Below are 22,723 nucleotides of genomic sequence, written 5' to 3'. Positions count from 1 at the left end.
CACCGAAGGTGCCCCTCTCGAAGAGGAACCCGTAGATGTCGCAATCATAAGGTGCTCTCGCACGACAGGTGCTTCCGCTTACCTACACGTCTTCTGGTCGTGGTTCGGGTGGGACGAGGTAGGTGTGGCCGAGGGCGGTGTGCCATTGGAAGAGGCCGGGTGTGATTTGGTGGTATTCCCAGTGGCCGTGGTGTTTGAGTCCGTGGTCGTGGCGGCAGAGGGTGCCGAGGTTTTCTTCGATGGTGGGTCCGCCGTGTGCCCAGTCTTTGATGTGGTCGATGTCGGCGCGGTGGGCGGGTACGCGGCAGCCGGGTGCTCGGCATGTGCGGTCGCGGGCGGTGATGTGGTCGGCTAGGTCGGTGGTGGGTCTGCGGCGGGTGACGCCGGTGTAGAGGGTGTTGCCGTCGTGGACGGTGAATCGCCATCGTCCGCGTCGTTGCTGCTCGGCGACTTGGCGTGCGATGTCGGCGATGACCGGCCCCCACCCGGCCAACTCGCCGGGTAGCTCGGTGAGCCCCATGAGCATGGACAGCGGCACGGTGAGTTCGACGCCGCCGCGCACCGGGCCGGTCGTGGTGCTGGCTGGGCCGGCGGTGCCAGGCGCGGTGTCCCGGCAGGCTGTTGCGTCCGGCTCGGGCTGGCTGGCGGCCTCTGCCGCGCCAGGCGCGTGGGCAGCTTCGGCCGTGCCGGGAGTGCGGGCGGCGGTGGCTGTGCCGGACGTGTGGGCGGCCTTGGCTGTGCCGGACCGTTCGGTGACGCCGGGTGCCTGGCCGGGGCTGAGCGGGTCGGCGGTGCCGGGTGCCTGGCCGGTGTTGGGCTGGTCGGTGAGGCCGCGCGTCTGGCCGGTGCCGGATGCCATCGCTATGCCGCTCGCTTGGCCGGGGTCGAAGGGCGCGGCCATCGTCGGAGTATTCGCCGCGTTGGAAGACGCGGTGGCGGTGTTGAGGCCTTGGAGTAGGTCCAGGAAGGTGTCGGCGCGTAGTTGGTCCAGGGTGCGTTCGTCGCCGCCGCGGCGGGCGGCGCGGGCGATCGCGTCGATCCGCGCGGAGGCTGCCGCGGCGCGTTCGGTGGGCAGGTTGGTGCCGCCCAGGAACGCGGTGCCCTCCGGCAGCAGCCCATGGTCCAGGCGCCGGTCCACGACGCTCTTGTCGCGGCGTTTGCGGGCGGCGTCGGGGTCGATGGTGATGACCAGGCGCTGCAACCGCACCCGCAACTGCCCCGTCGTCAGACCATCAGCGACCGGCAGCAGCCGCGCCGCCGCCTCGCGTGCGGTGTCTTCCGGCAACACCGAAAGCACGTCGCAGAACACCCGAGCCCGAGGGATGTCGATATGCCCAGCCCGCAAAGCGGCATAGACGTCGGGGAGCCGTTCGACCACATCCACAGCGAGGGTAAGTTGCTCGCCAGCGGCGCGGCGGGTCCAGCACAACGCGACCCGCACCTCATCATCCGGATACCGGCTCAACCCCTTCAACCGCTCGACCGGGCTGTTGAAAACACCGGGCGGGCAGTGCGCCACCTCCACAATGTCGGCCAACAGCTCGGCCTGATCGTGGGCGACCTGACGGGCGCGGGCTTGCATGACGGTGACCATGTCGTGGCCGTTGACGCGGGAGCGGTCGATGCCCGCGAGGATGGCTGACAGCCCTGGACCGGGCGGCATATCCGCCAGATCTTCAGGGATGACCAGCCTCTCGATCACACATTCGATTCTATCGAAACCCACCGACATCCGTTGCCCCACAAGGGTGAGCGACCATATCGACGACGGATGCGCGGTGGTGCTGACCAGGCGGCGGCGAAGCTGGGCCGGCGAACTGGTTGTGTGGCCGCGGAGGGTGAGGCCGCGGGAGCAACGGGCATCGACCGCGACGGGCATCGCGGTAGCTCAAAGTCCGATCCTGAACCTGAGCCGATGACGCAGCGCTCGCCGGCGCGCTACTGGCGGAGGATCATTACGCTGCGGGCTGCCAGGCTCAGGGGCTGGCCGACTTCGACGCGGGTGCCGGTCAGCAGGTCGACGCCGCCCACTCGGGCGGGCACCTCGACCGGTACCGCGTTGTGGTTGAGCAGGAACAGCAGGCGCGTGCCGTCGGGAGCGACGCGGGTGGCGGTCTCCAGGTCGGGCACGTCCGGGTACGGGCCGGACAGGCCGTGGCGGTCGAGGACCTGGCGCATCACCCAGGATACGCCCGCCTGGTCGAGGCCGGCGGCGACGTACCAGCCCTCGCCGTCGCCGTACGCGTTGCGGGTCACGGCGGGCGTGCCGGCGTAGAAGTCGGACTGGTACTCGCCGACCACCTCGGCGCCCTGCGGGATCACGAGCTCGAACAGCAGTCGTGACTCGACGACCAGTTCGCCGAGGCGTACCGGGTTGATGACCTCTGGGGCCCGAGCGTCCCACTCGTCGACGCGTACGCCCATCAGCGTGCCGAGCGGGCCCGGCACGTCCATGAGGAAGGCGTTGTCGTGCTCGTCGACGCGTCCACTGAGGAATGTTGTCACGACGGTGCCGCCGCGCGCGGCCACGGCTTCGAGCCGCTGCGCGATGTCACCCTTGAGCATGTGCAGTGCGGGTGCGACGACAACGTCGTACCGGGACAGGTCGGCGGTCACGGAGACAGCGTCGACGTCGACGCCGGCGTCCCACAGTGCCTGGTGGTACGCGAGCACGACCGACTGGTACTTCACGTGCCGGGACGGGCCGTCGGAGATTTCCAGCGCCCACCAGCTGTCCCAGTCGAACAGGATCGCCACCCGGGCCGGCGTGCGGGCGCCTAGGACCGCGTCGCCGAGCGTGTCGAGCTCGGCGCCGAGCTCGGCGACCTCACGGAAGACGCGGGTGTCGTCGCGTCCACTGTGGCCGATGACAGCGCCGTGGTACTTCTCGCTGGCACCGCGGGAGGCACGCATCTGGAAGAACAGGACCGCGTCGGCGCCGTGCGCGACCGCCTGCCAGCTCCACAGTCGCATGACGCCGGGGCGCTTGAGGGGGTTGACGTCGCGGCAGGCGGTGAAGCTCGGCGTCTGCTCCATGAGCCAGAACGGCTGGCCGTCTTTGAGACCGCGCATCAGGTCGTGGGTGAACGCCATGCGCGCCTGGGAGGTGTCGTCGGGCGGGTAGTTGTCCCACGACGCGAAGTCGAGGTGCGGCGCCCACTTGTGGTAGTCCAGCCCGCGGAACATGCCCATGAAGTTCGTGGTGACCGGCACGTCCACACTGGACTCGCGGATCGCGTTCTTCTCGTCCAGGTAGTTGGTGAGCATGGCATCGGACATGTAGCGCGTGTAGTCGAGCGTGATGCCCTGGAAGGCGGTGTGGTCGGGGCCGCGCCAGTGCTCGGTCAGCGCGGAGGGGGGCTCGATCTCGTCCCAGTCGTAGAACGTGTGCGACCAGAACCTGGTGTTCCAGGCCGCGTTGAGCCCGTCGAGGCCCTCGTACTTCTTGCGCAGCCAGTCGCGGAATCCGGCCGCGCACAGGTCGCAGTAGCAGGCGCCGCTGTATTCGTTTCCGACGTGCCAGGCGACGACGGCCGGGTTGCCGGCGTACCGGGCGGCCCGGCGGCGCGCCATCTCGGCGGAGAGGCGGCGGAACACCGGGGAACTGGGGCAGGAGTTGTGCCGCCCGCCGAAGCGGTGCTTGCGGCCCTCGAAGTCGACGCGGGTGATTTCCGGGTGCGCCCGCGCGAGCCACGCCGGGTGTGCGGCGGTGCCGGTGGCGAGGCAGACCTGCCGGCCTTCGGCGGCGGCGCGCTCGACGATCCGGTCCAGCGTCGAGAAGTCGTACACGTCTTCACTGGGCTGAGTGAGCGCCCAGTCAAAGACGCCGACAGTGACGGTGTCGATGCGGGCGGTGTCGAAGAGCCGGTAGTCGTCGGTCCACACCTCTTCGGGCCACTGCTCGGGGTTGTAGTCGCCCCCAAAGCGCACCTTCATGCGGCGAACTCCTCCTGGACGTGCGTGATCATCGGCCGGCTGTTGCGCACGAACGCCATCACGAACACCGCACCGAGCAGTGCGAGCACCGCTTCGGACGCGAGGACCGTGACGCCGGCCGCCACCAACAGTAGGCAGGCGTTGGCGAGAGTGACACCTGGCGTGCGGACGAGGAAGTACGCGGCGAGTCGCGCGGCGTCGACCGTGCGGAAGCTGAACAGGGAGGCGATGACGAGCACGTTGGCGAGCCAGAGCGTCGCCGCCACCGCGATGACGACGAGCAGCGCCGCCCACCAGCCGGGCACGCCGGCCGAGCCGAAGTACGCGAGGTTGACGCCGACGATCGCCACCCAGGCCAGCCACGGCACCCAGAGCTTCAGCACCGCGCCCAGGTTGAGCCGGTACCCGCGCCAGAACCGCGCACCCGGGTGCAGATCGGTCAGGTCGCCGCTGCGGTGGTGGATCGCGTAGACGGCGGCGGAGACGGCGGGCGCGAGGGGCAGCGCGCACAGCGCGGCGAGCGGCACGTTGGAGGGGTGGCGGTCGAGCAGCAGCAGGGGCACGAGGCCGGGCAGCGAGGCGGCCACCAGCATCACCTCGACCACCAGCACCGTGTACACGAAGGCGGCGATCCGGGACAGCGGCCCATCACCGAAGTGACGCCGCGCGGCGACTGCGCTCATGAATGCTCCTGGAAGAGGCGCGACTCGTCCCACCATGGCGGCGTCTCGTCGGTGACCACCGGGGTGACCTCCACCAGTGTGACCTCATGGCGGTCGAGGGTGAGGTCGAGGTCGGCCCGGCCGGCCGTGACCGGCAGCGCGTGGTGGCTGACCGCCGGCTCAGCGGCGGCGCGCAGCGCGTCGAGCTGGTGCTCGCGCGGCGAGGGCGGCCGGCCCATCTCGCACCAGGCCCGCCACGGGTTGCCGGCCTCCTCGCTGACCGATGAGCGCAGCGCGAACGCGGAGACCGCGCCGGGCATCGGCAGCGACAGCTTGAGGGTCTGCCCGTCTTCGCGGACGGGCGCCCACGCGAGCACGGTGACGCGGCCGGCGGGGTCGCGGGTGACGAGGTGGTCGTCGCCGCGCGTCAGGACCTGGTCACCCATGCGGGCCATGAAGGAGTACAGGTGGAAGGTGGGCTTCTTGATCTGGCGGTGGGTCAGCAGGCCGAACCCGCCGTGGAACAGCGTGGTCGGGACGCCCACCTCTTCGAACATGTCGCTGAATGTCCAGTACGAGAACGAGTCCACGAAATCGCCGCCGGCCGCCACCACGGGCGCCAGGTACGCGGCGTGGAAGGCCGTGTCGTGCACCGGGTTGTCGGGCCGGTAGGAGGAGTTGAACTCGGTGATGTGCACCGGCAGGTCGGCGAGCGGCGTGCCGCGCAGCTGTTCGCGGGGCCGGGCGAACTGAGCGAGCAGTTCGGAGGCGGGCGCGAGAGTCTGGTACACGCCGAACGGCACGTGTTGCGAAGGTCCGGACGTGTAGGCGTGCCGGCTGACGAAGTCGACCGGTACCGAGCGGGCGGTGACGAACTCGATGAACCGGTCCATCCACTCGTCGGCGCCGGGTGAGATGGCCGGCCCTCCAACGTGGAGGGACGCGTCGACCTCCTTGACGGCATGGGCGGTCACCTCGTACAGGCGGTGGTAGGCGTCTTCGTCGGCGCCCTGCCAGAAGTCCTTGAGGTTCGGCTCGTTCCACACCTCGATCGGCCACTGGCGCACCTGGTCCAACCCGTACCGGTCGACCAGGTGCGCCACCGTCGACCGCACCAGCGTTGCCCACTCGGTCCACGACCGCGGCGGCGTGACGTTGCCCCGCCACCAGAAGATGGTCTGGTCGCCGGAGGCCAGGTCTTCGGGCATGAAGCCCAGCTCCAGGAACGGCGCTATGCCCAGCTCCAGGTAGGCGTCGACGACCTGGTCGACGTACGTGAAGGCGTGCCGCACATGGCGGGACCCGCCGTACTCGTACGGCCGGTGGACGCCGACGCCGTCGCTGAGCAGCCCGTGGCCCCGGATGTGCCGGAACCCGATCTCGCGCTGGATCAGCGCCAGGGAGTCCTGGTAGTCCTTGCGCAGCCCGAGTTCGAACCGGCCGGTGCCGACGCAGGCGCGCCAGGCGTCGGGCAACCGGCCAGTCGAGTGTTCCGGAACGATGACGCGCACGGTCAGCCGTGCTCCTTCTGGTAGCGGTCGTACGCCTTCTGGACCAGCTCCATGTAGGCGTCCATGTTCTTGCTCTTCAGCTCGGTCTTGTACGCGTCCCATTCGGCGATCGGGCGCTGGCCGAGGATGAACTTCAGGGTCTGCTGGAAGACGAAGTCCTTGAGGCCCGACTCCCAGAGCGTGGCCTGCTCGCGCTCCTCGTCGGTGAACGGAGCCGGCGGCGGCGTGACCCACGGGCCCTGCTTGCGCGCGTTCATCACGGCCTGGAACTCCTTCTCCTCGGTGGAGAAGAACGCCTGGACGAGTTCGGGCTTGCCGCCGTAGGCGAACACGCCGTTGCCGAAGCCGAAGTCCTTCTGCAGGTGCTTGGGCGCCTGGGGGTGCAGGCCGACCATGTCCACATTGGGCGACAGCTCCGGCTGGCCCGAAGCGCCCTTGACCCAGGTGGTCCCTTCCACACCGAGCCGGGCGAACACCTGGCCCTCGTCGGAGTACCAGAGCCAGTCGACGAACTGCATCATGGCCACGAAGTTCTTGCTGTCTTTGGCCTTCGTGGAGATCATCATGCCGTTCTCCAGGCGGCTGGCCGGGTTGATCTCACCCTCCGGGCCGATCGGCAGCGGAATCTTGACGATCGTCGCCTTCGGGTTCGTGGCGGCGAGGTCCTTGCGGTGGTCGTTGACGAGGGTCTGCGCGTTGCACATGATGACGAACGACTTGCTGTTGGCCAGCTTCTGGCGCGCGATGTCGTCGTCCTGCGTGAAGCTCTCCGGGTCCATCAGCTTCTCGGCGACCAGCTTGGAGACGAACTCGACCCAGCCCTTGTACTTGTCGCTCGCACCGGTGTAGAAGTACTTCTTCGTGCTGGCGTCCCAGGTGGCGTGCTGGTACGTCCAGCCGCCGGGCGCGCCGTAGGCCGCGCCGAGGTTCGAGAAGAACGCGCCGCCGGGTGTGGGCTTGCCCCACCGGTCGGAGAACGGGTAGAGGGCCGGGTACGCCTGCTTCATCGCCTTCAGCATCGTGTAGACCTCGTCCCAGGTCTTCGGGATCTGAAGGTTGAGCTGCTGGAGGATGTCGGTGCGCACGGCCAGCGAGTAGTCGGCCCACGGCTTCTCGTGCACGCCGGGCAGCAGGTAGAACTTGCCGTCGGCCTGCCGCATCGTGTCGATCTCCGGCTGGAGCTTCCACTTCTCGATCTTGTCCTTGAAGTTGGGCATCAGGTCGAGGTAGTCGCTGACCGGCAGGATGGCGCCGGAGGAGACGTACGAGTTCTCGTCGGGGCGGTAGGTCTTCGGGATGAGCAGCGGGGCGTCGCCGGCTCCGATGAGGACACTGCGCTTCTGCGCGTAGTCGCTCAGCGGCACGGCGACCGGGTCCAGCTTGATGTTCGTGCGCTTGGTCAGCTCCGACCAGAACAGCCAGTCCGTCTTCAGTGGATAGTTGGGGTGGTTGTTGTACAGGACGGAGAAGGTGAGCGCCTCGGTCGCCTTGAACTGGTCGCCGACGCCGTACTTCTCCATCGCGCCGACCTTCTTGCCCTCAAGGTCGCTGGTTTCGTTGGAGTCGTCACCGCCGCAGCCGGCGAGGCCGAGTGCGACGAGGCCCGCGGCGGCGGCGAGAACCTGGCGCCGGGACGGTTGGTAGGCCATGGGGGAGGTCCTTTCCGGGGTGGGTGGGTCATCCCTTGACGGCGCCGAGCATGACGCCGGAGACGAAGTAGCGCTGGATGAACGGGTAGACCAGGAGGATGGGCAGGGTGGTGAGCACGATCGCTACCGCCTTGACGGTGGCGCCGACCTGCAACGCCTCCGCACCCTCGGTCACGGCGTTGCCGCCGAACGCGGTCGAGGTGGCTCCCGCGATCAGGTTGCGCAAGTAGACGGTGACCGGCCACAACTCCTGCTTGTCCATGTAGAGGAAAGCGGAGAACCAGGAGTTCCAGAAAGACACCGCGTAGAAAAGCACCATCGTGGCGACGATCGCCTTCGACAGCGGCAGCACGATCCGCCACAGGATCCCGTACGTGGACAGGCCGTCGACGGAAGCGGCCTCCTCCAACTCGCTGGGGAGGCTTTCGAAGAAGGCCTTCATCACCAGCAGGTTGAAGACGCTGATCGCGTTGGGCAGTGCGATGGCCCAGACGCTGTTCTTCAAACCGAGGCTGGTGACGAGGATGTAGTTGGGGATCAGGCCGCCGCTGAAGAACATGGTGAACACCGCGACGCCGACGAGGATGCCGCGGCCTTTGAGTTGGGGCTTGGAGAGCACGTACGCGTAGCAGGTGGTGAGCACGATCGCGATGACCGTGGCGGTGAAGGTGTAGAAGAGGGTGTTGCGGTAGTTGGTCCAGAACAGCGAGTCGCTCAGCACCTCCTCGTACGCGTTGAGGTTGAACCCCTTGGGGAGCAGGTTCACCTTTCCGGCGACGACGTTGGCCTGGTCGCTGAACGAGCGGGCCACGATGTTGAGGAAGGGGTACAGCGTGACCACGACGACACCGGTCAGCACGACGGCGTTGACCACCTGGAAGATCCGGTAGCCACGCGTGACCTTCTGGCGCTTCACCACAGGCTCGCCCCCACCGTGCGCTTGGAGATGAAGTTCGCCGACAGCACGAGCGTCAGCCCGATCAGCGCCTCGAAGAGGCCGATCGCCGCGGCGTAGCTGAAGTTGCCGGACACGATGCCGACCCGGTACAGGTACGTGGAGATCACGTCAGCGGTCGGATAGGTCAGCGGGTTGTACAGCAGCAGGACCTTCTCGAAACCGACCGCCATGAACGTGCCGATGTTGAGGATCAGCAGCGTCACCATGGTCGGCCGGATGCCGGGAAGGGTCACGTGCCAGGTCTGGCGCCAGCGGCTGGCGCCGTCGATCCGGGCCGCCTCGTACAGGTCCTCGTCGATGGTGGTGAGCGCCGCCAGGTAGAGGATCGTGCCCCAGCCGACGGTCTGCCACGCCTCGGAGGACACGTAGATGGTGCGGAACCAGCCGGCCTCCTGAAGGAACGAGACCGGATCACCCCCGAACGCCCTGACAGCCTGGTTGGCGATGCCGTCGACCGACAGGATCTGCATGACCATGCCGGCCACGATCACGATGGACAGGAAGTGCGGCAGGTACGACACCGACTGTACGAACCGCTTCAGGTAGCGCGTGCGCACCTCGTTGAGCAGCAGCGCCAGGACGATCGGCAGCGGGAAGCAGATCATCAGCGTGAGGCCACCGAGGATCAGCGTATTGGTGAAGACCTCCCAGAACGTCGGGTCGTTCAGGAACATCTTCACGTACCGCAGGCCGACCCAGTACTCGCCGAAGACGCTGCCGCCGGGCTGGAACCGGCGGAACGCGATGATGTTTCCGAGCATCGGCAGGTACCGGAAGATGAGGAAGAACACCAGCGGCAGGATCGCCAGCGAGTACAGCTGCCAGTCCCGCCGAAGCGCCCGCCGCCAGGTGAGCTTGGGTGGCTTGACGCGGCGGGTGGCCGCTCTGACCTCTGGCTCGGGGCGTACCGCGCCGGGTGGTGGCGCGTTCACCGTGGGTGTGCTCATAGCGTCTCCACTGTGGAATAGGTGAGCAGCTGCCGGCCGTGGCCGACCTCGCGTTCCGCCCCGACCAGGGTCAGCGGCACCACGCCCTCGATGTCCGAGAACGAGCGGCCGAAGCGCAGCTCGACGGCGCCGGGCTCGACGATCCGGCGCCCGCCGACACCGGTGAACGACGCCGCGTCGGCCGGTACCGCGAACGTGACCCGGGCGCTCTGGCCGGCTTCCAGCGGGACCCGGGCGTATCCGATGAGCCGCACGACGGGGCGGGTGACCTGGGCGACCGGGTCGTGCAGGTAGAGCTGCACCACCTCGGCGCCGGCCCGCGACCCGGTGTTGGCGACCGTCACGTTCACGTGAACGTCACCATCGACCGGCCACTCCGTGGGCCCGCCGGCGTCCCGGTACTCGAACGTCGTGTAGCTCAGGCCGTGGCCGAACGGGAACGCCGGTGTCGGGTCCACAGAGGACACCTCGGTGCGGCGGCCGAGCGGCGGCGCCAGGTAGGTGGCCGGTACACCGCCGGCGTCGCGCGGCACGCTCACCGGCAGCCGCCCCGACGGGTTCACCGCGCCGGTCAACACCTCGGTGAGGGCCTGACCGCCGGACTGCCCTGGGAAGAACGCCTGCACGATCGCGGCCGCGCCGTCGAAGGCGTCACCGAGCGCGTACGGGCGGCCGGCAAGAAGCACCAGCACGACCGGGGTACCGGTGGCGAGCACCGCCCGCACCAGGTCGCGCTGCACGCCCGGCAGGTGCAGGTCGGTGGCGTCGCACCCCTCGCCGGAGGTGCCGCGCCCGAAGAGCCCGGCACGGTCGCCGACCACCAGCACGCACACGTCACTGCCGGCGGCCAGCGCGGCGGCCTCGGCGATGCCGGACGTGTCGTCGCCGGTGATGTCGCAGCCGGGCGCGTACGCCAGATCGGGGTACGCCCGCCCGAGCGCCTCGCGCAGCGACGGGATGTCGAGACCGAGCCCGTGTTCGGGGTGGCGCACGCCCACGTGCGCGGGGAACGAGTAGCAGCCGAGCATCGCGATCGGGTCGTCGGCGACCGGACCCACCAGTGCGACCCGCGTCTCGGCCGCGAGCGGCAGGACACCGCCGGTGTTGCGAAGCAGCACAATGGACTGTCGCGCCAGGCGCAGCGCCACGTCCTGGCTGCCGGGGCTGTCGAGGTCGAGGTCGTCGACGCCGTCGGGTAGGGCCCGCCAGCCGTCGTCCAGCAGGCCGAGTTCGACCTTCTGCGCCAGTACCCGGGAAAGGGCCCGGTCGATGAGCGACTCATCGACGGCGCCGGACTTGACGGCTTCGATCAGTGGGGTGCCGAAGGCATCCACATTGGGCAGTTCGACGTCGATGCCGGCGCGCAACGCGAGCGCCGCGGCCTCCGCGCCGTCGGCGGCGACGCCGTGCAGGCTTTGCAGGAACCGGATCGCGAAGTAGTCGGACACCACCGTGCCGGTGAAGCCCCACTCGTCGCGCAGCAGCGCGGTCAGCAGCTCCGGGTCGCCGGCGACGGGGACGCCGTCGATCTCGGCGTAGGAGTTCATCACCGAGCGCGCCCCGCCGAGGCGCAGCGCCATCTCGAACGGCGGCAGGATCACGTCGGCCAGTTCGCGCGGGCCCATCGGCACGGGCGCCAGGTTCCGGCCACCGCGCGAGGCCGAGTACCCGGCGAAGTGCTTGAGGGTCGCGACCACGCCGGCGTCTTCCAACCCGCGCACGTACGCGGCGCCCACCGTCCCGACCAGGTATGGGTCCTCGCCGATCGTCTCTTCCGTGCGGCCCCACCGGTAGTCGCGGGTCACGTCGAGCACCGGCGACAGGCCCTGGTGCACGCCCGCCGCCCGCATCGTGCGGCCGATGTGCCCGGCCATCCGCCCGACCAGGTCCGGGTCGAAGGCGGCGCCCCAGCACAGCGGCGCGGGGAACGCGGTGGCCCGCCAGGTCGCGAACCCGGTCAGGCACTCCTCGTGCACCTGCGCGGGTATCCCGAACCGGCTGGCCGCGACGATCTCGTCCTGCGCGGCCGCGAGCGACCGCGCGCCGCGCACCGGATCGACCGGCGCGGTGCCGAACGGCCGGGTCAGCTGGCCGAGCCCCTGGCTGATCAGCGTGCTCCAGGAGGCACCGCCGACCATGTCGGACTGGTAGGGCGCGACGCCGCCACCGGACGCGTCCGCGCCGACCCACACGCCGACCAGCTGCGCGACCTTCTCCTCCAGCGTCATGAGCGGGATCAACGCCTCGACCCGCTCCGCCGTGGACCGCTCCTGGTCGCGCCAACGCGCGTCGTCGTTCACCTGGCTACCCATGCCTCCCCTTACCCGGCTTTGCCGAAAGTTTCCGCAACATGCCGGTCACATCTGACGGCAAGTTAGGCGCCTTGTCAGAGGTGTGTCAAGGGTTAGTCAGAGACGTTGATCGGTTTGTGCTTGATCCAGTGTTACAGTGACCGCCGAAACTTCCGGCGATGCTGGGTGAGATTTCGATGACGAGTTCCGCAACGATAGCGACGATCGCCGACGAGGTCGGCGTGTCCGTGACGACCGTGTCCAAGGTCCTCAACGGGCACTCCGACGTTGCCGCCTCGACCAGGGCAAGGGTCGAGGCCAGCCTGGAGCGGCACCGGTACCAGCGCCGCGTCAAGCGGCGCTCGACCGGCCGCGAGCAGGTCGACCTGGTCTTCCACGAGCTCGCCGCGGCGTGGGCCATGGAGATCATCCGGGGGGTCGAGTCGGTCACGGCGGCCGCCAAGGTCGACCTCGTGCTGTCCCAGCTCGGCGGCGCGCACGAGCCGCCGCAGCAGTGGCTCGACGGGGTGCTCGGCCGCCGCCCGCTGGGCGCGGTCTTCGTGCTCTGCCACCCGTCGCAGTCGCACTGCCAGCAGCTGGAGCGCCAGCGGATCCCGTTCGTCGTGGTCGACACCGACAGCGCGACCACCGCCTCGGTGCCCACCGTCGGCTCCAACAACTGGAACGGCGGCCTGCTCGCCGCCCGACACCTGCTCGACCTCGGCCACCGCCGGATCGCGATCATCTCGGGACCGGAAGACGTGCTGTGCAGCCGGGCCCGCGTCGCCGGCTTCCGGTCCGCACACGACGAGGCGGGCGTACCGGTCGACCCCGAGCTCGTGCGGTACGGCAACTTCTATGTCAACGCCGGCTACGAGTACGGGCTGGAACTGCTCGGCCGCACCGACCGCCCCACCGCCATCTTCGCCGGGTCGGACATGCAGGCGATGGGGGTGCTGCGCGCCGCGCGCAAGCTCGGCCTCGACGTGCCGCGGGACCTTTCGGTCATCGGGTACGACAACCTGCCGGTCGCCGCGTGGATCGGTCCCGCGCTCACCACCGTCAACCAGCCGCTGCGCGACATGGCCGGCACCGCCACCCGGATGCTGCTCGACATCGCGCGCGGCGTCGAGCTGTCCACCAGCCGCATCGACCTGGTGACCGAACTCGTCGTTCGCGAAACGACCGCACCCCCCGCGGAGGCACACTGATGGCGCTTTTCGACCTGCCGCTCGCTCAGCTGGAGCAGTACGAACCCACCATCGCCGAGCCCGACGACTTCGACGAGTTCTGGCGGTCCACACTGGACGAGGCGCGCGCCGGCAAGGTACTGATCGACGTACAGCCGGAACCGACCGACCTGCGCCTGGTCGAGTCGTACGACGTCACGTTCGCCGGGTTCGGCGGCGACCCGGTCCGCGCCTGGTACACCCGGCCCGCCGGCGTCGACGAGCCGCTGCCCGCCGTCGTGGAGTATCTCGGGTACGGGCGGGGGCGGGGCCTGCCGCACGAGCGGCTCACGTTCGCCGCGGCCGGATACGCGCACCTGCTCATGGACAGCCGCGGCCAGGGTGGGCAGTTCGGCACCGGCGGCGACACCCCCGACCCGCACGGCAACGCGCTCGGCGGCCCCGGACCGATGACCCGTGGCATCCTGTCGCCGCCCGACTACTACTACCGGCGCCTGATCACCGACGCGGTGCGCGCCGTCGAGGCGGTGCGGGAACTGCCCGGCGTGGATCCGGCGCGGGTGGTGGCCGCCGGCAACAGCCAGGGTGGCGGGCTCGCGATCGCCGCCGCGGGACTCCTGCCGGACCTGGCGGCGGTGCTGACCACCGTGCCGTTCCTGTGCCACATCCAGCGCGCCATCGAAATCACCGACGCGGCGCCGTACAGCGAGATCGTGACGTTTCTGGCGATACACCGCGAGGCCGAGGCGGCCGCCCGAAACACACTGTCCTATATCGACGGTGCGAACTTCGCCCGGCGCGCCACGGCGCCCGCGCACTTCGCGGTGGGACTGCGCGACACGGTGTGCCCGCCGAGCACCGTCTACGCCGCCTTCAACCGGTACGCGGGCACCGACCGCACGATCCACGTGTATCCCTTCAACCACCACGAGGGCGGCGAGGCCGTGCACGTACGCCGCCAACTCCGGTGGCTGCGCGAGCGACTGGGAGACTAGTACCCTGGCGCTGTGCAGGGTCTGTTGCGCTCCGTATGGGACGAGCCGCGTCCCCCGGGCGCGCCCGCCCGGGTCTGGCGCGACTGGGCGCTCGTCGCGGTGCTCATACCGCTCGTCGTGCTCGAAGTGGCGGTGCGCTGGTCCGGCCTGCACGCGCCGGCCGTCTCGCTGGTGGTGACCGCGGGGCTGGTGCCGGCCCTGCTGTGGCGGCGCACCCGGCCGCTGCTGATGGTCGCGATCGTGTTCGGCACCTGTGCCGTGACGCCGCTGGTCACCGGTGCTGAGCCGGAGCTCAACACGCTGGTCTACGTGACGCTGCTGCCGTACGCGCTCTTCCGCTGGGGTTCGGCGCGGGAGGCCGTGCTCGGCCTCGGCATCATGTTCGCCAAGGTGGGCCTCAGCGCGGCGCTCGGCGACATCAGCCTCGGCGAGGCCGGCGCCGGGTTCGTCGTGCTTTTCGCCGCGATGACCCTCGGCGCCGCCGTGCGCTACCGGGTCGGCTCGCGGCAGCGCGAGCTCGACCAGGTCAAGCTCCTCGAACGCGAGCGCCTGGCCCGCGACCTGCACGACACCGTCGCCCACCACGTGTCGGCGATGGCCATCCGCGCACAGGCCGGCCTCGCGACCGCGGCGTCCGACCCGGCCGCCGCCACCGACGCGCTGCGGCTCATCGAGGCCGAGGCCACCAAGGCGCTCGCCGAAATGCGGGCGATGGTCCGGGTACTGCGCAGAGGCGAGCCCGCCGAGCGGGCGCCCGCCCCGCTGGTGTCCGACCTCGACCGGCTCGCCGGCTCTTCCCGCACCGGCCCGGCCGTCGAGGTGGAGCTTGTCGGCGACGTCGACGCCCTGCCGCCGCCGGTCGGCACCGCGATCTTCCGGCTCGCTCAGGAGTCGGTCACCAACGCCCGCCGGCACGCCCGGCACGCCACCCGCATCCAGGTACGGGTCGATGTCGACGACACGGCGGTGCGCCTGCGGGTCAGCGACGACGGTGAGGCGACCGCCGCACGCACGGCCGGCTCGCGCGGATACGGCCTGGTCGGCATGATGGAGCGCGCCGGGCTCCTCGGCGGCACCTGCGAGGCCGGCCCCGCGCCCGGCCGCGGCTGGACTGTGACCGCCGTCCTCCCCCGGGCCGCCTCATAATGGTCAGCGTCGTGGTCGCGGATGACCAGGAGATCGTGCGCACCGGGCTCACGATGATCCTCAACGCGCAGCCCGGCATCGAGGTGGTCGGTGAGGCCGCCGATGGGTGGCGGGCGGTCGAGGTGGCTCGCCGGCTGCGCCCCGACGTGTGCCTGTTCGACATCCGGATGCCGGGCCTCGACGGCATCGAGGCCACCCGCGCGCTCGCCGGCCCGGCCGTCGCCGACCCCCTCGCGGTCGTCGTCATCACCACCTTCGACCTCGACGAGTACGTGTACGCCGCGCTGCGGGCCGGTGCGAAAGGCTTCCTGCTCAAGGACGCCGGCCCCGCGTTGCTCGCCCAGGCCGTGCACGCGGCGGCCAGCGGCGAGGCGCTGATCGCTCCGAGCGTCACCACCCGGCTGCTCAAGGCGTTCGCCGACTCCGGACCGGCCGCGCCCACCAAACAGCCGATCGACGCCCTGACCGACCGCGAAGAACAGGTGCTGGCGGCTGTCGCGCGCGGCCGCACCAACAGCGAGATCGCCAGCGAGCTGTTCATCACGCTGAGCACCGTAAAGACGCACATCGCGAGCCTGATGGCCAAGCTCGGCGCCCGCAACCGCGTCGAGATCGCCATGTGGGCGTACGAGACGGACCGCGTGCGTCCCTCGGCCTAAAGTACGGTTTCCTCGCCGCACCAAAGACCGGTGCGCGAGCGGCTCAAGTTCCGATGAAACGGCACGCCGCCGCCGCGACGATCGATACATGAGTGTCACCGCTGTCCGCGCCAGCCGGGTCTGGCCGGTACCCACCGCGCTGATCGCGCTCAGCCTGGTGCCGGTGATCGCCGGTGCCGTCCGCGTGACCGAGTTGTCGGTCGGTGCCGAGGTCACCCCGGAGAACGCCCGGTTCGTCGAGTCGCCGGTGCCGATCGTGCTGCACATCGTCGGAGCCACCCTGTTCTGCGTGGTGGGCGCCTTCCAGTTCCCCACCGGACTGCGCCGGCGCTCGCTCGGCTGGCATCGCGCCGCCGGCCGGGTACTGGTCCTCTGTGGACTCACCGCCGCGCTGTCCGGTCTGTGGATGACCGTGTTCTACCCGCACCCGTCTATGGATGGGGTGCTGATGACCGCCTTCCGGCTGGTGTTCGGCTCCGCGATGGCACTGTCCATAGTGGCCGCAGTGTTGGCGGTACGGCGGCGGGACATCCGCCGGCACCGCGCGTGGATGCTGCGCGGGTACGCCATCGGCCTGGGCGCCGGCACGCAGGTGCTCACCCTCGGGGGCTGGGCCGTCGCGTTTGGACAGCAGCCGGTGGGCGTTGCCCGGGCACTGCTGAGCGCGCTCGCCTGGGTCGTCAACCTCGCGTTCGTCGAGTGGCTGATCAGAAGGAGATTTCGATGAAGGCTGTCGTCCAGTACCGGTACGGGTCCGCTGAATCCCTGTCGGTGCGGGAGGTCGAGACGCCGGTCCCCGCCGAAGGCGAGGTGCTGGTGCGGGTACACGCGTCGTCCGTCAACGCCCGCGAATGGCACGTCATGCGCGGCGACCCGTACCTGGCGCGGCTGGCGTTCCGCGAGGTCTTCGGGGCTCGCGGTCCGAAGAGGACGATTCGGGGCAGCGACCTGGCGGGCCGGGTCGAGGCGGTCGGCCCGTCGGTGACCAGGTTCCAGCCCGGCGACGAGGTGTACGGCGACGCGCGCGAACTGGACGGTGCTTTCGCCGAGTACGTGTGCGTGCCCGAGGGGCAGCTCGCGTTCAAACCGGCCAACCTGACGTTCGAGCAGGCGGCCACCGTGCCGCTCGCGGGCGCCACCGCGCTCGTCGGGCTCCGCGAGGCGGCCCGCGTCCAGCCCGGCCAGCGGGTACTCGTCAACGGCGCGTCCGGGGGAGTGGGCACGTTCGCGGTGCAGATCGGCAAGGCGCTCGGCGCGGAGGTCACCGGTGTGTGCAGTACCCGGAACGCCGACCTCGTGCGGTCGCTCGGCGCCGACCACGTCGTCGACTACACGCGTGACGACTTCGCCCGCGCGCCGGAGCGGTACGACGTCGTTTTCGACCTGGTCGCCAACCGGGCGCTGGCCGACCTGCGCCGGGTGCTCACGCCCGCCGGTACCCTGATCTTCTCCGGCGGCGGCGTGTCCGGCCGGCGGCCGCAGCTCTTCGGGCCGATGACCCTGACGATCGCCGGCCAGCTGGCGGCGCGGTTCGTCCGGCACCGGTTGGTCCTGCTCAACAACGTGCCGCCGCGCGCCGAGACGTTGCAGGCCCTGCGCGAGCTGATCGAATCCGGCCAGGTCACACCGGTGATCGACCGCACGTACAAGCTGGCCGAGGCCCCGGCGGCGGTGCGCTACCTCCAGGTGGAGCACGCCCGCGCCAAGGTGGCCATCACCATGTGAGCGCTAGCGCTAGCGCGGGTCGGTGTCGGCGGGGATCGGGTGGCCCTCCGGGGCGCGCTGGACGGGGAGCGTGAGCTCGGTGTCGTGCTGGAGCGGGCTGTCGCCGTGCACCACGACCGGCGCCCAGCCGGCCGGCTCGGTGAGTGGCTCGGCCAGGTCGGCGACCGGCACGGTCAGCGCCTCCGTGACCGGCGCGGGGTCCACCGGCGCCGGCACCACGGTGGGCGCCTCGAACGTCGGTGCCGCGTTGAACGGGACCTGCGCCGGCTCGAACATCCCGCGCACCGGCGCGGGCGCGGCCTCGAAGACGTGCGTCACCTCGTGCTCCGCGGGCGCCGGCGCGGCGGGCAGCGGCATCGCCTCGGTCACCTCCGGCGCCACCTCCGCGGGCGCCTCGGCCCGCGGTGCCGCCTCGACGGTCGGCTCGGCGGCCGGCTCCACAGCCGGCTCCGCGGGCTGCGGTGCGGCGGGCCGGGCGTGCGTCACCATCGGGTACTCGCCGGTCTGCACGCCACCCGCCGCCGCTGCCATCACCGCGGCGGCGGCCAGGTCGGCGACCCGCTTGGCTTCCCGCTGGACCCGGGCGCGGACCTCCTTGGCGTGCCGCTCCGCCGACTCCGCCGACCGGCGCACCTCGTCGAGGCGGTCAGTCTCGGTGGCCAGGTCGTGGCGCATCTCTTCCATGTGCTGCTGGAGCTGGGCGACCTCGCGCTCGGCCGCGGCACCCTCCTGGCGCCACTGGGTGAGCCGCTGCTGCGCACTGTCCATCTCGGCCTGAAGGTGCGTCAACGCCTGCCGCCGCGCCCGGATCTCCTGCTGTACCAGTCCGAGCTGCTGCTGGTGTACCGCACTCTGCTCATCGGCGTGCCGGCGCTTCTCGGCCAGCTCGGCCTCGACGGCGGCCCGTTGTTCGCCGATCTCCTGCTCCACTTCGGACCGCCACTGCGCCAGCTCCTGCTCGGTCTGCGCGCGGGCCGCCTCGATCTCCTGCTGCGCCTCGGCACGCAGCCGCTCGGCCAGGTCGCGGACCTCGGCCAGCTCGGCCTGCATCGCCGCCCGCCGCTCCTCGGTGATCTTCTCTTCCTCGGCGCGCCTGGCGGCGATCTCCGACTCCAGGTCGTGGCGGGTCTGCGCGGCGTACTCGCGAGCGTCGGCCAGCACCTTGTCGGCCTCGGCGCGCACCTCGTTGGCCTGCTGGGCGGCCTTGTTGGTGATCGCCTCGGCCTGGTTTTCGGACAGGGCGAGGATCTGGTCGACCATCGGGCCCAGGTGCCGGAACGACGCCCGGTCGACCTGCGCCGGCCGCTGCCGCAGCTCGGTCAGCTCGGTGTGCGTGTGCTGGAGCTGGGCGGCCAGGTCGTGCACCTGCCCCAACGCGTGGTCGCGCTCGGTCAGCAGCGTGGCGACCTCGTTGTCCCTCTGCGCGAGGTACCGGTCGACCTGCCGCTGGTCGTAGCCGCGCAGCTTGATCTCGAAGCCCGGCTGCGCACTCATGCTCTCGCGCACCGCGTACAGCTCCCCGCCCTGGGACATGCGCCATCCTCCATACGTCGCCGAGCGCCTTGCCGGCGGGAAAGGGGGTGCCGCCGGCACGCCGCCCCACGCTACCGGTGTCACACTCCGGACACCGCCCCACCCCGTGCCGCTTTCTTCCACCCGTACGGCTGGCGGACGTCCTACCGCACGGTGTGGTCGAACGCTCTGCTGGAGGAGCGAGTATCGCCCATGCTCAGCACCGGTCGGCCACCGGCTGCCCAGCATCCGTCAGCTCGCCAACGATCTGGGACTCGCGCCCGGCACCGTGGCGAGGGCATACCGGGAGCTCGAAGCCGACGGCATCGTCGTCAGTCGGGTGCGGCACGGCACCACGGTCGCAGCGCTGGCGCCTGCTGCGGCCGAACCCGCTCTTCAGGAGCGCCTCCGGGAGGAGGCCAGGCGCTATGCCGCGGCTATCTGGCGTCTCGGCGCGTCGCCGGAACAGGCCCTCAACGCGGTGCGGGAGCAACTGTCCCGCGGGTCAGCGTAGGCGCGGATAGTCTGCGCCGATGGGAAAGCTTCGACCCAGAGTGCTCGTGGTGAGTCTGGGCGGCACGATCACGATGACGCCGATCGCCACCGGTGGCGTCGCGCCCGCCTTGTCCGTGGACCAGCTCATCGCGGGCGTGCCCGGGCTGGCCGAGCTCGACGCCGACCTGGAGGCGGTGGACTTCCGGCAACTGCCCGGTGCGAGCGTCAGTTTTGACGACGTGGCGGGTCTGGCAGATCTGGTGCGGCGGAACCTGGCGGCGGGTGTCGACGGTGTCGTGGTCATTCAGGGCACCGACACCATCGAGGAGACCTCTTACCTGCTTGATCTGTACCATTCCGGCCCCGAGCCCATCGTGGTCACCGGCGCGATGCGCAATGCCGCTATGGCGGGTGCGGACGGCCCGGCCAACCTGCTCGGCGCGGTACAGGTGGCGGCCAGTCCAGCCGCGCGCGACCTGGGTTGTGTGGTGGTTTTCGCAGACGAGATCCACGCCGCCCGCCGGGTCCGCAAGACACACTCGACCGCCGGATCCACCTTCAGGTCCCCCAACGGAGGCCCGCTGGGATACGTCGTCGAGGGACAGCCGCGAATGCTCATCGAGCGACTGAGCCGCACACCAGCGTTCCGGCCGGGCGGATCCCGGCCCACGGTCGCGGTCGTCACGGTGACTCTCGACGACGACGGCGCCGTGCTGGATGGGCTCGGGTCCCGTGTGGACGGTGTGATTCTCGCGGCGTTCGGCGCCGGTCACGTGCCGCAGGCGATGGTGCCCGCGCTGCAATACCTCGTCGAGGCGGTGCCGGTGGTGCTCGCGTCCCGGACGGGCGCGGGCCCGGTGCTGACCGGCACGTACGGGTTTCCGGGCTCCGAGCGCGACCTGGTGGCCCGCGGCCTGATCCCGGCCGGATTCCTCGACCCCTTCAAGGCGCGCGTGCTGTTGCGTGTCCTACTGGCCGCCGGCACCGACCGCGACGGCATCCGCGCCGCCTTCACCGCCGCCGGCTGACCCGCGCCGTAGGATGGCGGGTATGACGTGGCGATGTTGATGCTCAACTAGCACCCGAGGTCCTCCTGAGGGAGTCGTGCGCCCAGCGTCCGATTCGTCCCCTCAGGAAGGCCCATGCTGACTACCTCACGGCTCAACGCCACTGCCTCGCGGCTCAATGCCACCCTTTACCTGTACTGCCTCTTCGACAACCTGGTCCTGCTGTACCCGGTCTACACGCTGCTGTTCAGTGACACCGGCCTGTCCGTCTGGCAGATCTCGTCGCTGTTCGTCATCTGGTCGGCCAGTTCGATCGCGCTGGAGATCCCGTCCGGCGTTTGGGCCGACAGGTTTTCGCGGCGAGCCCTGCTCGTGGCCGGTCCACTTTCGTCCGCAGTCGGGTTCGGCCTCTGGGTCGCCGCACCCTCGTACTGGGTGTTCGCGCTCGGTTTCGTGCTCTGGGGCGCGAAGGAGGCGCTGGCATCCGGCGCGTTCGAGGCGCTCGTCTACGAGGAACTCGACCGCTTGGGCGCCGCTGACCGGTACGCCAGGACGATCGGGCGCGCGCAGGCCGCCGGGCTGATCTCGGCCGTGCTGTCGATGGCGCTGGCTTCGCCGGTGCTCGACGCGGGCGGATACCACGCGGTGGGCGCGGCGAGCGTGGTCGCGTGCCTGGTCGCCGCCGCCATCGCGGCCCAGCTTCCCGAGCACCGCGCCAGGTCGGTGGCGCACGCGTCGAGCGCGCGCGGCCATTCGATGACCGCCGCCGTGGGCGAGGCCGCGGTGGCGGTCACCCATCCGCCATCGCCGGAGACGCCGGTACTGGCCACAGCCGCACCCGACACCGGATACCTCGACGTGCTCCTCGCCGGTTTCGCTGAGGCGCGACACAGTCGTGCGGTACGCGGTGCCGTCCTGCTCGTGCCGGCGGTCACCGTCGTATGGGGCGCGCTGGAGGAGTACACGCCGCTGCTGGCCCGCGATGCGGGAGTGCCGGACGCGACCGTGCCGCTGTTCATGCTGTTGATCTGGGTTGGTGCCACCGCTGGTGGCCTGCTCGGCGGCGTGGGGGAGCGGCTGTCCTCGACGGGCCTCGCGGTCCTGCTCGTGGCCGCCGCCGGGCTGCTCGCCGCCGGCGCGGCCAGCGGGCGCCCGGCGGGCTTCGTGTTGCTCGCGATCGCGTTCTGCGGCTTCCAGCTCGCGTCGGTGACCGCGGACGCGCGGCTCCAGCATCGGATCACGGGCTCGTCCCGGGCGACGGTGACGTCGTTCGCGGGTGTCCTGAGCGACTCCACGACGATCGCCGTGTTCGCCGGTTACGGGGTGATGGCGGGGGCGACCGGTCACGAGTGGGCCTTCGCGGCGTTCGCGCTGCCGTACCTCGCGGTCGCGGCGGCGCTTGTCCTCTCGCGGCGGCCGCCCCCGTGGATCAGCCGGCGGTCGCGCTGACCGCCGCGTGGAACTGGCGCCCGAGCACGGCTTCGACATCGTCGCGGCGGTACCGCACGGTGCCGTCCGCGTCGTACCGCTGCCGCCAATGGCCGGCAGCGGCCAGCTCGGGCGCGAATCCGCGCCTGACCCAGTAGTGCTTGGCGATCTCGTCGATCGTCAGGTACTCCATGATCACCTCCGGTCGGCATGTCATTTACCACCGGAGGCGCTGGCTAAACGCCTATGTGACGTTCAACCGAGCAACTGGTCGGGGTAGCACCAGCGCCAGGTCTCGCCCGGCTGGGCGGACTGGATGACCGGGTGCCCGGTGCTGGTGGCGTGCGCGGTCGCGTGCTGGGGCGCCGACGAGTCGCAGCAGCCGACATGTCCGCAGGTCAGGCACGTACGCAGGTGCACGATGGGGCCGTCGTCCGGCTGGTGGTCGTCGCAGGTGGCCGGCTCACCGACGTCGCGTGCGGGTGCCGCCCGCAGATGCGGACAGCCGGCGAGCGCCTGAGGTGGGCGGCCGGCCCGCAGCCACTCCCGAAACGCGCGCAGCGGCCGGTCACGGTGCTCGTCGTGCCGCCTGATCACGAGTACACGGTATGT

At 70.4% G+C, this 22,723-nt stretch carries 20 protein-coding genes; 9 read left to right on the top strand and 11 right to left on the bottom strand.

Going from position 1 to position 22,723, the window contains the following annotated elements:
- Positions 1 to 82: 82 nt before the first annotated feature.
- The 8 genes from QMG73_RS10065 to QMG73_RS10030 all read right to left on the bottom strand — a co-directional run bounded on the left by QMG73_RS10065 (position 83) and on the right by QMG73_RS10030 (position 11,975).
- Positions 83 to 1,702 carry a DUF222 domain-containing protein gene (locus tag QMG73_RS10065; RefSeq protein WP_281893967.1) on the bottom strand — a complete coding sequence of 540 codons (1,620 nt, stop codon included), beginning with the start codon at positions 1,700 to 1,702 and terminating at the stop codon, positions 83 to 85.
- A 236-nt stretch (positions 1,703 to 1,938) separates the two neighbouring features.
- Entirely contained in the window at positions 1,939 to 3,936 is a 1,998-nt protein-coding gene (locus QMG73_RS10060) for a beta-galactosidase (protein WP_281893966.1), read from the bottom strand.
- Positions 3,933 to 4,619, bottom strand: a complete 687-nt coding sequence (locus QMG73_RS10055; RefSeq protein ID WP_281893964.1) for a hypothetical protein — start codon at positions 4,617 to 4,619, stop codon at positions 3,933 to 3,935. Before QMG73_RS10055 ends, QMG73_RS10060 begins: the two co-directional genes overlap by 4 nt.
- Positions 4,616 to 6,109 carry a GH39 family glycosyl hydrolase gene (locus QMG73_RS10050; RefSeq protein ID WP_281893963.1) on the bottom strand — a complete coding sequence of 498 codons (1,494 nt, stop codon included), beginning with the start codon at positions 6,107 to 6,109 and terminating at the stop codon, positions 4,616 to 4,618. The genes QMG73_RS10055 and QMG73_RS10050 overlap by 4 nt, the downstream gene beginning before the upstream one ends.
- Positions 6,110 to 6,111: 2 nt before the next feature.
- On the bottom strand, positions 6,112 to 7,758 hold the full coding sequence (locus QMG73_RS10045) for an ABC transporter substrate-binding protein (protein ID WP_281893962.1): 1,647 nt from the start codon (positions 7,756 to 7,758) through the stop codon (positions 6,112 to 6,114).
- 28 nt (positions 7,759 to 7,786) lie between these two features.
- On the bottom strand, positions 7,787 to 8,674 hold the full coding sequence (locus QMG73_RS10040) for a carbohydrate ABC transporter permease (RefSeq protein ID WP_281893961.1): 888 nt from the start codon (positions 8,672 to 8,674) through the stop codon (positions 7,787 to 7,789).
- Positions 8,671 to 9,663 (bottom strand): ABC transporter permease, encoded by a 993-nt coding sequence (locus QMG73_RS10035; RefSeq protein ID WP_281893960.1) that lies wholly within the window; start codon positions 9,661 to 9,663, stop codon positions 8,671 to 8,673. Before QMG73_RS10035 ends, QMG73_RS10040 begins: the two co-directional genes overlap by 4 nt.
- Complete coding sequence (locus QMG73_RS10030; RefSeq protein ID WP_281893959.1) at positions 9,660 to 11,975, bottom strand: beta-xylosidase/alpha-l-arabinosidase; 2,316 nt, start codon at positions 11,973 to 11,975, stop codon at positions 9,660 to 9,662. The genes QMG73_RS10035 and QMG73_RS10030 overlap by 4 nt, the downstream gene beginning before the upstream one ends.
- 176 nt (positions 11,976 to 12,151) lie before the next feature.
- Here QMG73_RS10030 and QMG73_RS10025 point away from each other — a divergent pair, with 176 nt between their 5' ends.
- The 6 genes from QMG73_RS10025 (at position 12,152) to QMG73_RS10000 (ending at position 17,669) form a co-directional block, all read left to right on the top strand.
- Positions 12,152 to 13,165: a LacI family DNA-binding transcriptional regulator gene (locus QMG73_RS10025; RefSeq protein WP_281893958.1), complete on the top strand. Its 1,014-nt coding sequence runs from the start codon at positions 12,152 to 12,154 to the stop codon at positions 13,163 to 13,165.
- Positions 13,165 to 14,139, top strand: coding sequence for an acetylxylan esterase (locus tag QMG73_RS10020; RefSeq protein WP_281893957.1), 975 nt, complete (start codon positions 13,165 to 13,167; stop codon positions 14,137 to 14,139). Before QMG73_RS10025 ends, QMG73_RS10020 begins: the two co-directional genes overlap by 1 nt.
- A gap of 12 nt (positions 14,140 to 14,151) precedes the next feature.
- Entirely contained in the window at positions 14,152 to 15,285 is a 1,134-nt protein-coding gene (locus tag QMG73_RS10015; protein WP_281893956.1) for a sensor histidine kinase, read from the top strand.
- The gene (locus QMG73_RS10010) at positions 15,285 to 15,944 is read left to right on the top strand and encodes a response regulator (RefSeq protein ID WP_407676768.1); all 660 of its coding nucleotides are present in this window, start codon (positions 15,285 to 15,287) and stop codon (positions 15,942 to 15,944) included. The genes QMG73_RS10015 and QMG73_RS10010 overlap by 1 nt, the downstream gene beginning before the upstream one ends.
- An 88-nt stretch (positions 15,945 to 16,032) precedes the next feature.
- Positions 16,033 to 16,671: a DUF2306 domain-containing protein gene (locus QMG73_RS10005; RefSeq protein ID WP_281893955.1), complete on the top strand. Its 639-nt coding sequence runs from the start codon at positions 16,033 to 16,035 to the stop codon at positions 16,669 to 16,671.
- Complete coding sequence (locus tag QMG73_RS10000; RefSeq protein WP_281893954.1) at positions 16,668 to 17,669, top strand: NAD(P)-dependent alcohol dehydrogenase; 1,002 nt, start codon at positions 16,668 to 16,670, stop codon at positions 17,667 to 17,669. Before QMG73_RS10005 ends, QMG73_RS10000 begins: the two co-directional genes overlap by 4 nt.
- 9 nt (positions 17,670 to 17,678) lie before the next feature.
- Here QMG73_RS10000 and QMG73_RS09995 read toward each other — a convergent pair whose 3' ends face one another.
- Complete coding sequence (locus tag QMG73_RS09995; RefSeq protein WP_281893952.1) at positions 17,679 to 19,202, bottom strand: coiled-coil domain-containing protein; 1,524 nt, start codon at positions 19,200 to 19,202, stop codon at positions 17,679 to 17,681.
- On the opposite strand from QMG73_RS09995, the gene QMG73_RS09990 reads away from it, so the two are divergent.
- The 3 genes from QMG73_RS09990 to QMG73_RS09980 all read left to right on the top strand — a co-directional run bounded on the left by QMG73_RS09990 (position 19,162) and on the right by QMG73_RS09980 (position 22,132).
- Positions 19,162 to 19,695 carry a GntR family transcriptional regulator gene (locus QMG73_RS09990; protein ID WP_309299449.1) on the top strand — a complete coding sequence of 178 codons (534 nt, stop codon included), beginning with the start codon at positions 19,162 to 19,164 and terminating at the stop codon, positions 19,693 to 19,695. The genes QMG73_RS09995 and QMG73_RS09990 overlap by 41 nt on opposite strands.
- A gap of 19 nt (positions 19,696 to 19,714) precedes the next feature.
- Entirely contained in the window at positions 19,715 to 20,704 is a 990-nt protein-coding gene (locus tag QMG73_RS09985) for an asparaginase (RefSeq protein WP_281893948.1), read from the top strand.
- 114 nt (positions 20,705 to 20,818) lie between these two features.
- Complete coding sequence (locus QMG73_RS09980; RefSeq protein ID WP_281893947.1) at positions 20,819 to 22,132, top strand: MFS transporter; 1,314 nt, start codon at positions 20,819 to 20,821, stop codon at positions 22,130 to 22,132.
- Here QMG73_RS09980 and QMG73_RS09975 read toward each other — a convergent pair.
- Together QMG73_RS09975 and QMG73_RS46345 are read right to left on the bottom strand one after the other, a co-directional pair.
- Positions 22,113 to 22,304 carry a hypothetical protein gene (locus QMG73_RS09975; protein WP_281893946.1) on the bottom strand — a complete coding sequence of 64 codons (192 nt, stop codon included), beginning with the start codon at positions 22,302 to 22,304 and terminating at the stop codon, positions 22,113 to 22,115. The two genes, QMG73_RS09980 and QMG73_RS09975, sit on opposite strands and share 20 nt — an antisense overlap.
- Before the next feature lie 62 nt (positions 22,305 to 22,366).
- A complete protein-coding gene (locus QMG73_RS46345; RefSeq protein WP_407676767.1) occupies positions 22,367 to 22,708 on the bottom strand; it encodes a UBP-type zinc finger domain-containing protein in 342 nt (113 codons plus the stop codon).
- Between the last annotated feature and the right edge of the window lie 15 nt (positions 22,709 to 22,723).

Origin of the sequence: Phytohabitans aurantiacus (genome assembly GCF_027923225.1) — a bacterium.
Classification (GTDB): domain Bacteria; phylum Actinomycetota; class Actinomycetes; order Mycobacteriales; family Micromonosporaceae; genus Phytohabitans; species Phytohabitans aurantiacus.
The sequence above is the reverse complement of the archived record's forward strand: the minus strand, read 5'-3'. Positions and strand labels throughout refer to the sequence as shown.

Excerpts from the sequence above, each read along its gene's own strand:
- QMG73_RS10020 (WP_281893957.1), top strand. The coding sequence starts at position 13,165 with ATGGCGCTTTTCGACCTGCCGCTCGCTCAGCTGGAGCAGTACGAACCC.
- QMG73_RS10060 (WP_281893966.1), bottom strand. The coding sequence starts at position 3,936 with ATGAAGGTGCGCTTTGGGGGCGACTACAACCCCGAGCAGTGGCCCGAA.
- QMG73_RS10045 (WP_281893962.1), bottom strand. The coding sequence starts at position 7,758 with ATGGCCTACCAACCGTCCCGGCGCCAGGTTCTCGCCGCCGCCGCGGGC.
- QMG73_RS10010 (WP_407676768.1), top strand. The coding sequence starts at position 15,285 with ATGGTCAGCGTCGTGGTCGCGGATGACCAGGAGATCGTGCGCACCGGG.
- QMG73_RS10005 (WP_281893955.1), top strand. The coding sequence starts at position 16,033 with ATGAGTGTCACCGCTGTCCGCGCCAGCCGGGTCTGGCCGGTACCCACC.
- QMG73_RS09975 (WP_281893946.1), bottom strand. The coding sequence starts at position 22,304 with ATGGAGTACCTGACGATCGACGAGATCGCCAAGCACTACTGGGTCAGG.
- QMG73_RS10025 (WP_281893958.1), top strand. The coding sequence starts at position 12,152 with ATGACGAGTTCCGCAACGATAGCGACGATCGCCGACGAGGTCGGCGTG.
- QMG73_RS09980 (WP_281893947.1), top strand. The coding sequence starts at position 20,819 with ATGCTGACTACCTCACGGCTCAACGCCACTGCCTCGCGGCTCAATGCC.
- QMG73_RS09990 (WP_309299449.1), top strand. The coding sequence starts at position 19,162 with ATGCTCTCGCGCACCGCGTACAGCTCCCCGCCCTGGGACATGCGCCAT.
- QMG73_RS10055 (WP_281893964.1), bottom strand. The coding sequence starts at position 4,619 with ATGAGCGCAGTCGCCGCGCGGCGTCACTTCGGTGATGGGCCGCTGTCC.
- QMG73_RS10030 (WP_281893959.1), bottom strand. The coding sequence starts at position 11,975 with ATGGGTAGCCAGGTGAACGACGACGCGCGTTGGCGCGACCAGGAGCGG.
- QMG73_RS09985 (WP_281893948.1), top strand. The coding sequence starts at position 19,715 with ATGGGAAAGCTTCGACCCAGAGTGCTCGTGGTGAGTCTGGGCGGCACG.
- QMG73_RS09995 (WP_281893952.1), bottom strand. The coding sequence starts at position 19,202 with ATGTCCCAGGGCGGGGAGCTGTACGCGGTGCGCGAGAGCATGAGTGCG.
- QMG73_RS10035 (WP_281893960.1), bottom strand. The coding sequence starts at position 9,663 with ATGAGCACACCCACGGTGAACGCGCCACCACCCGGCGCGGTACGCCCC.
- QMG73_RS10000 (WP_281893954.1), top strand. The coding sequence starts at position 16,668 with ATGAAGGCTGTCGTCCAGTACCGGTACGGGTCCGCTGAATCCCTGTCG.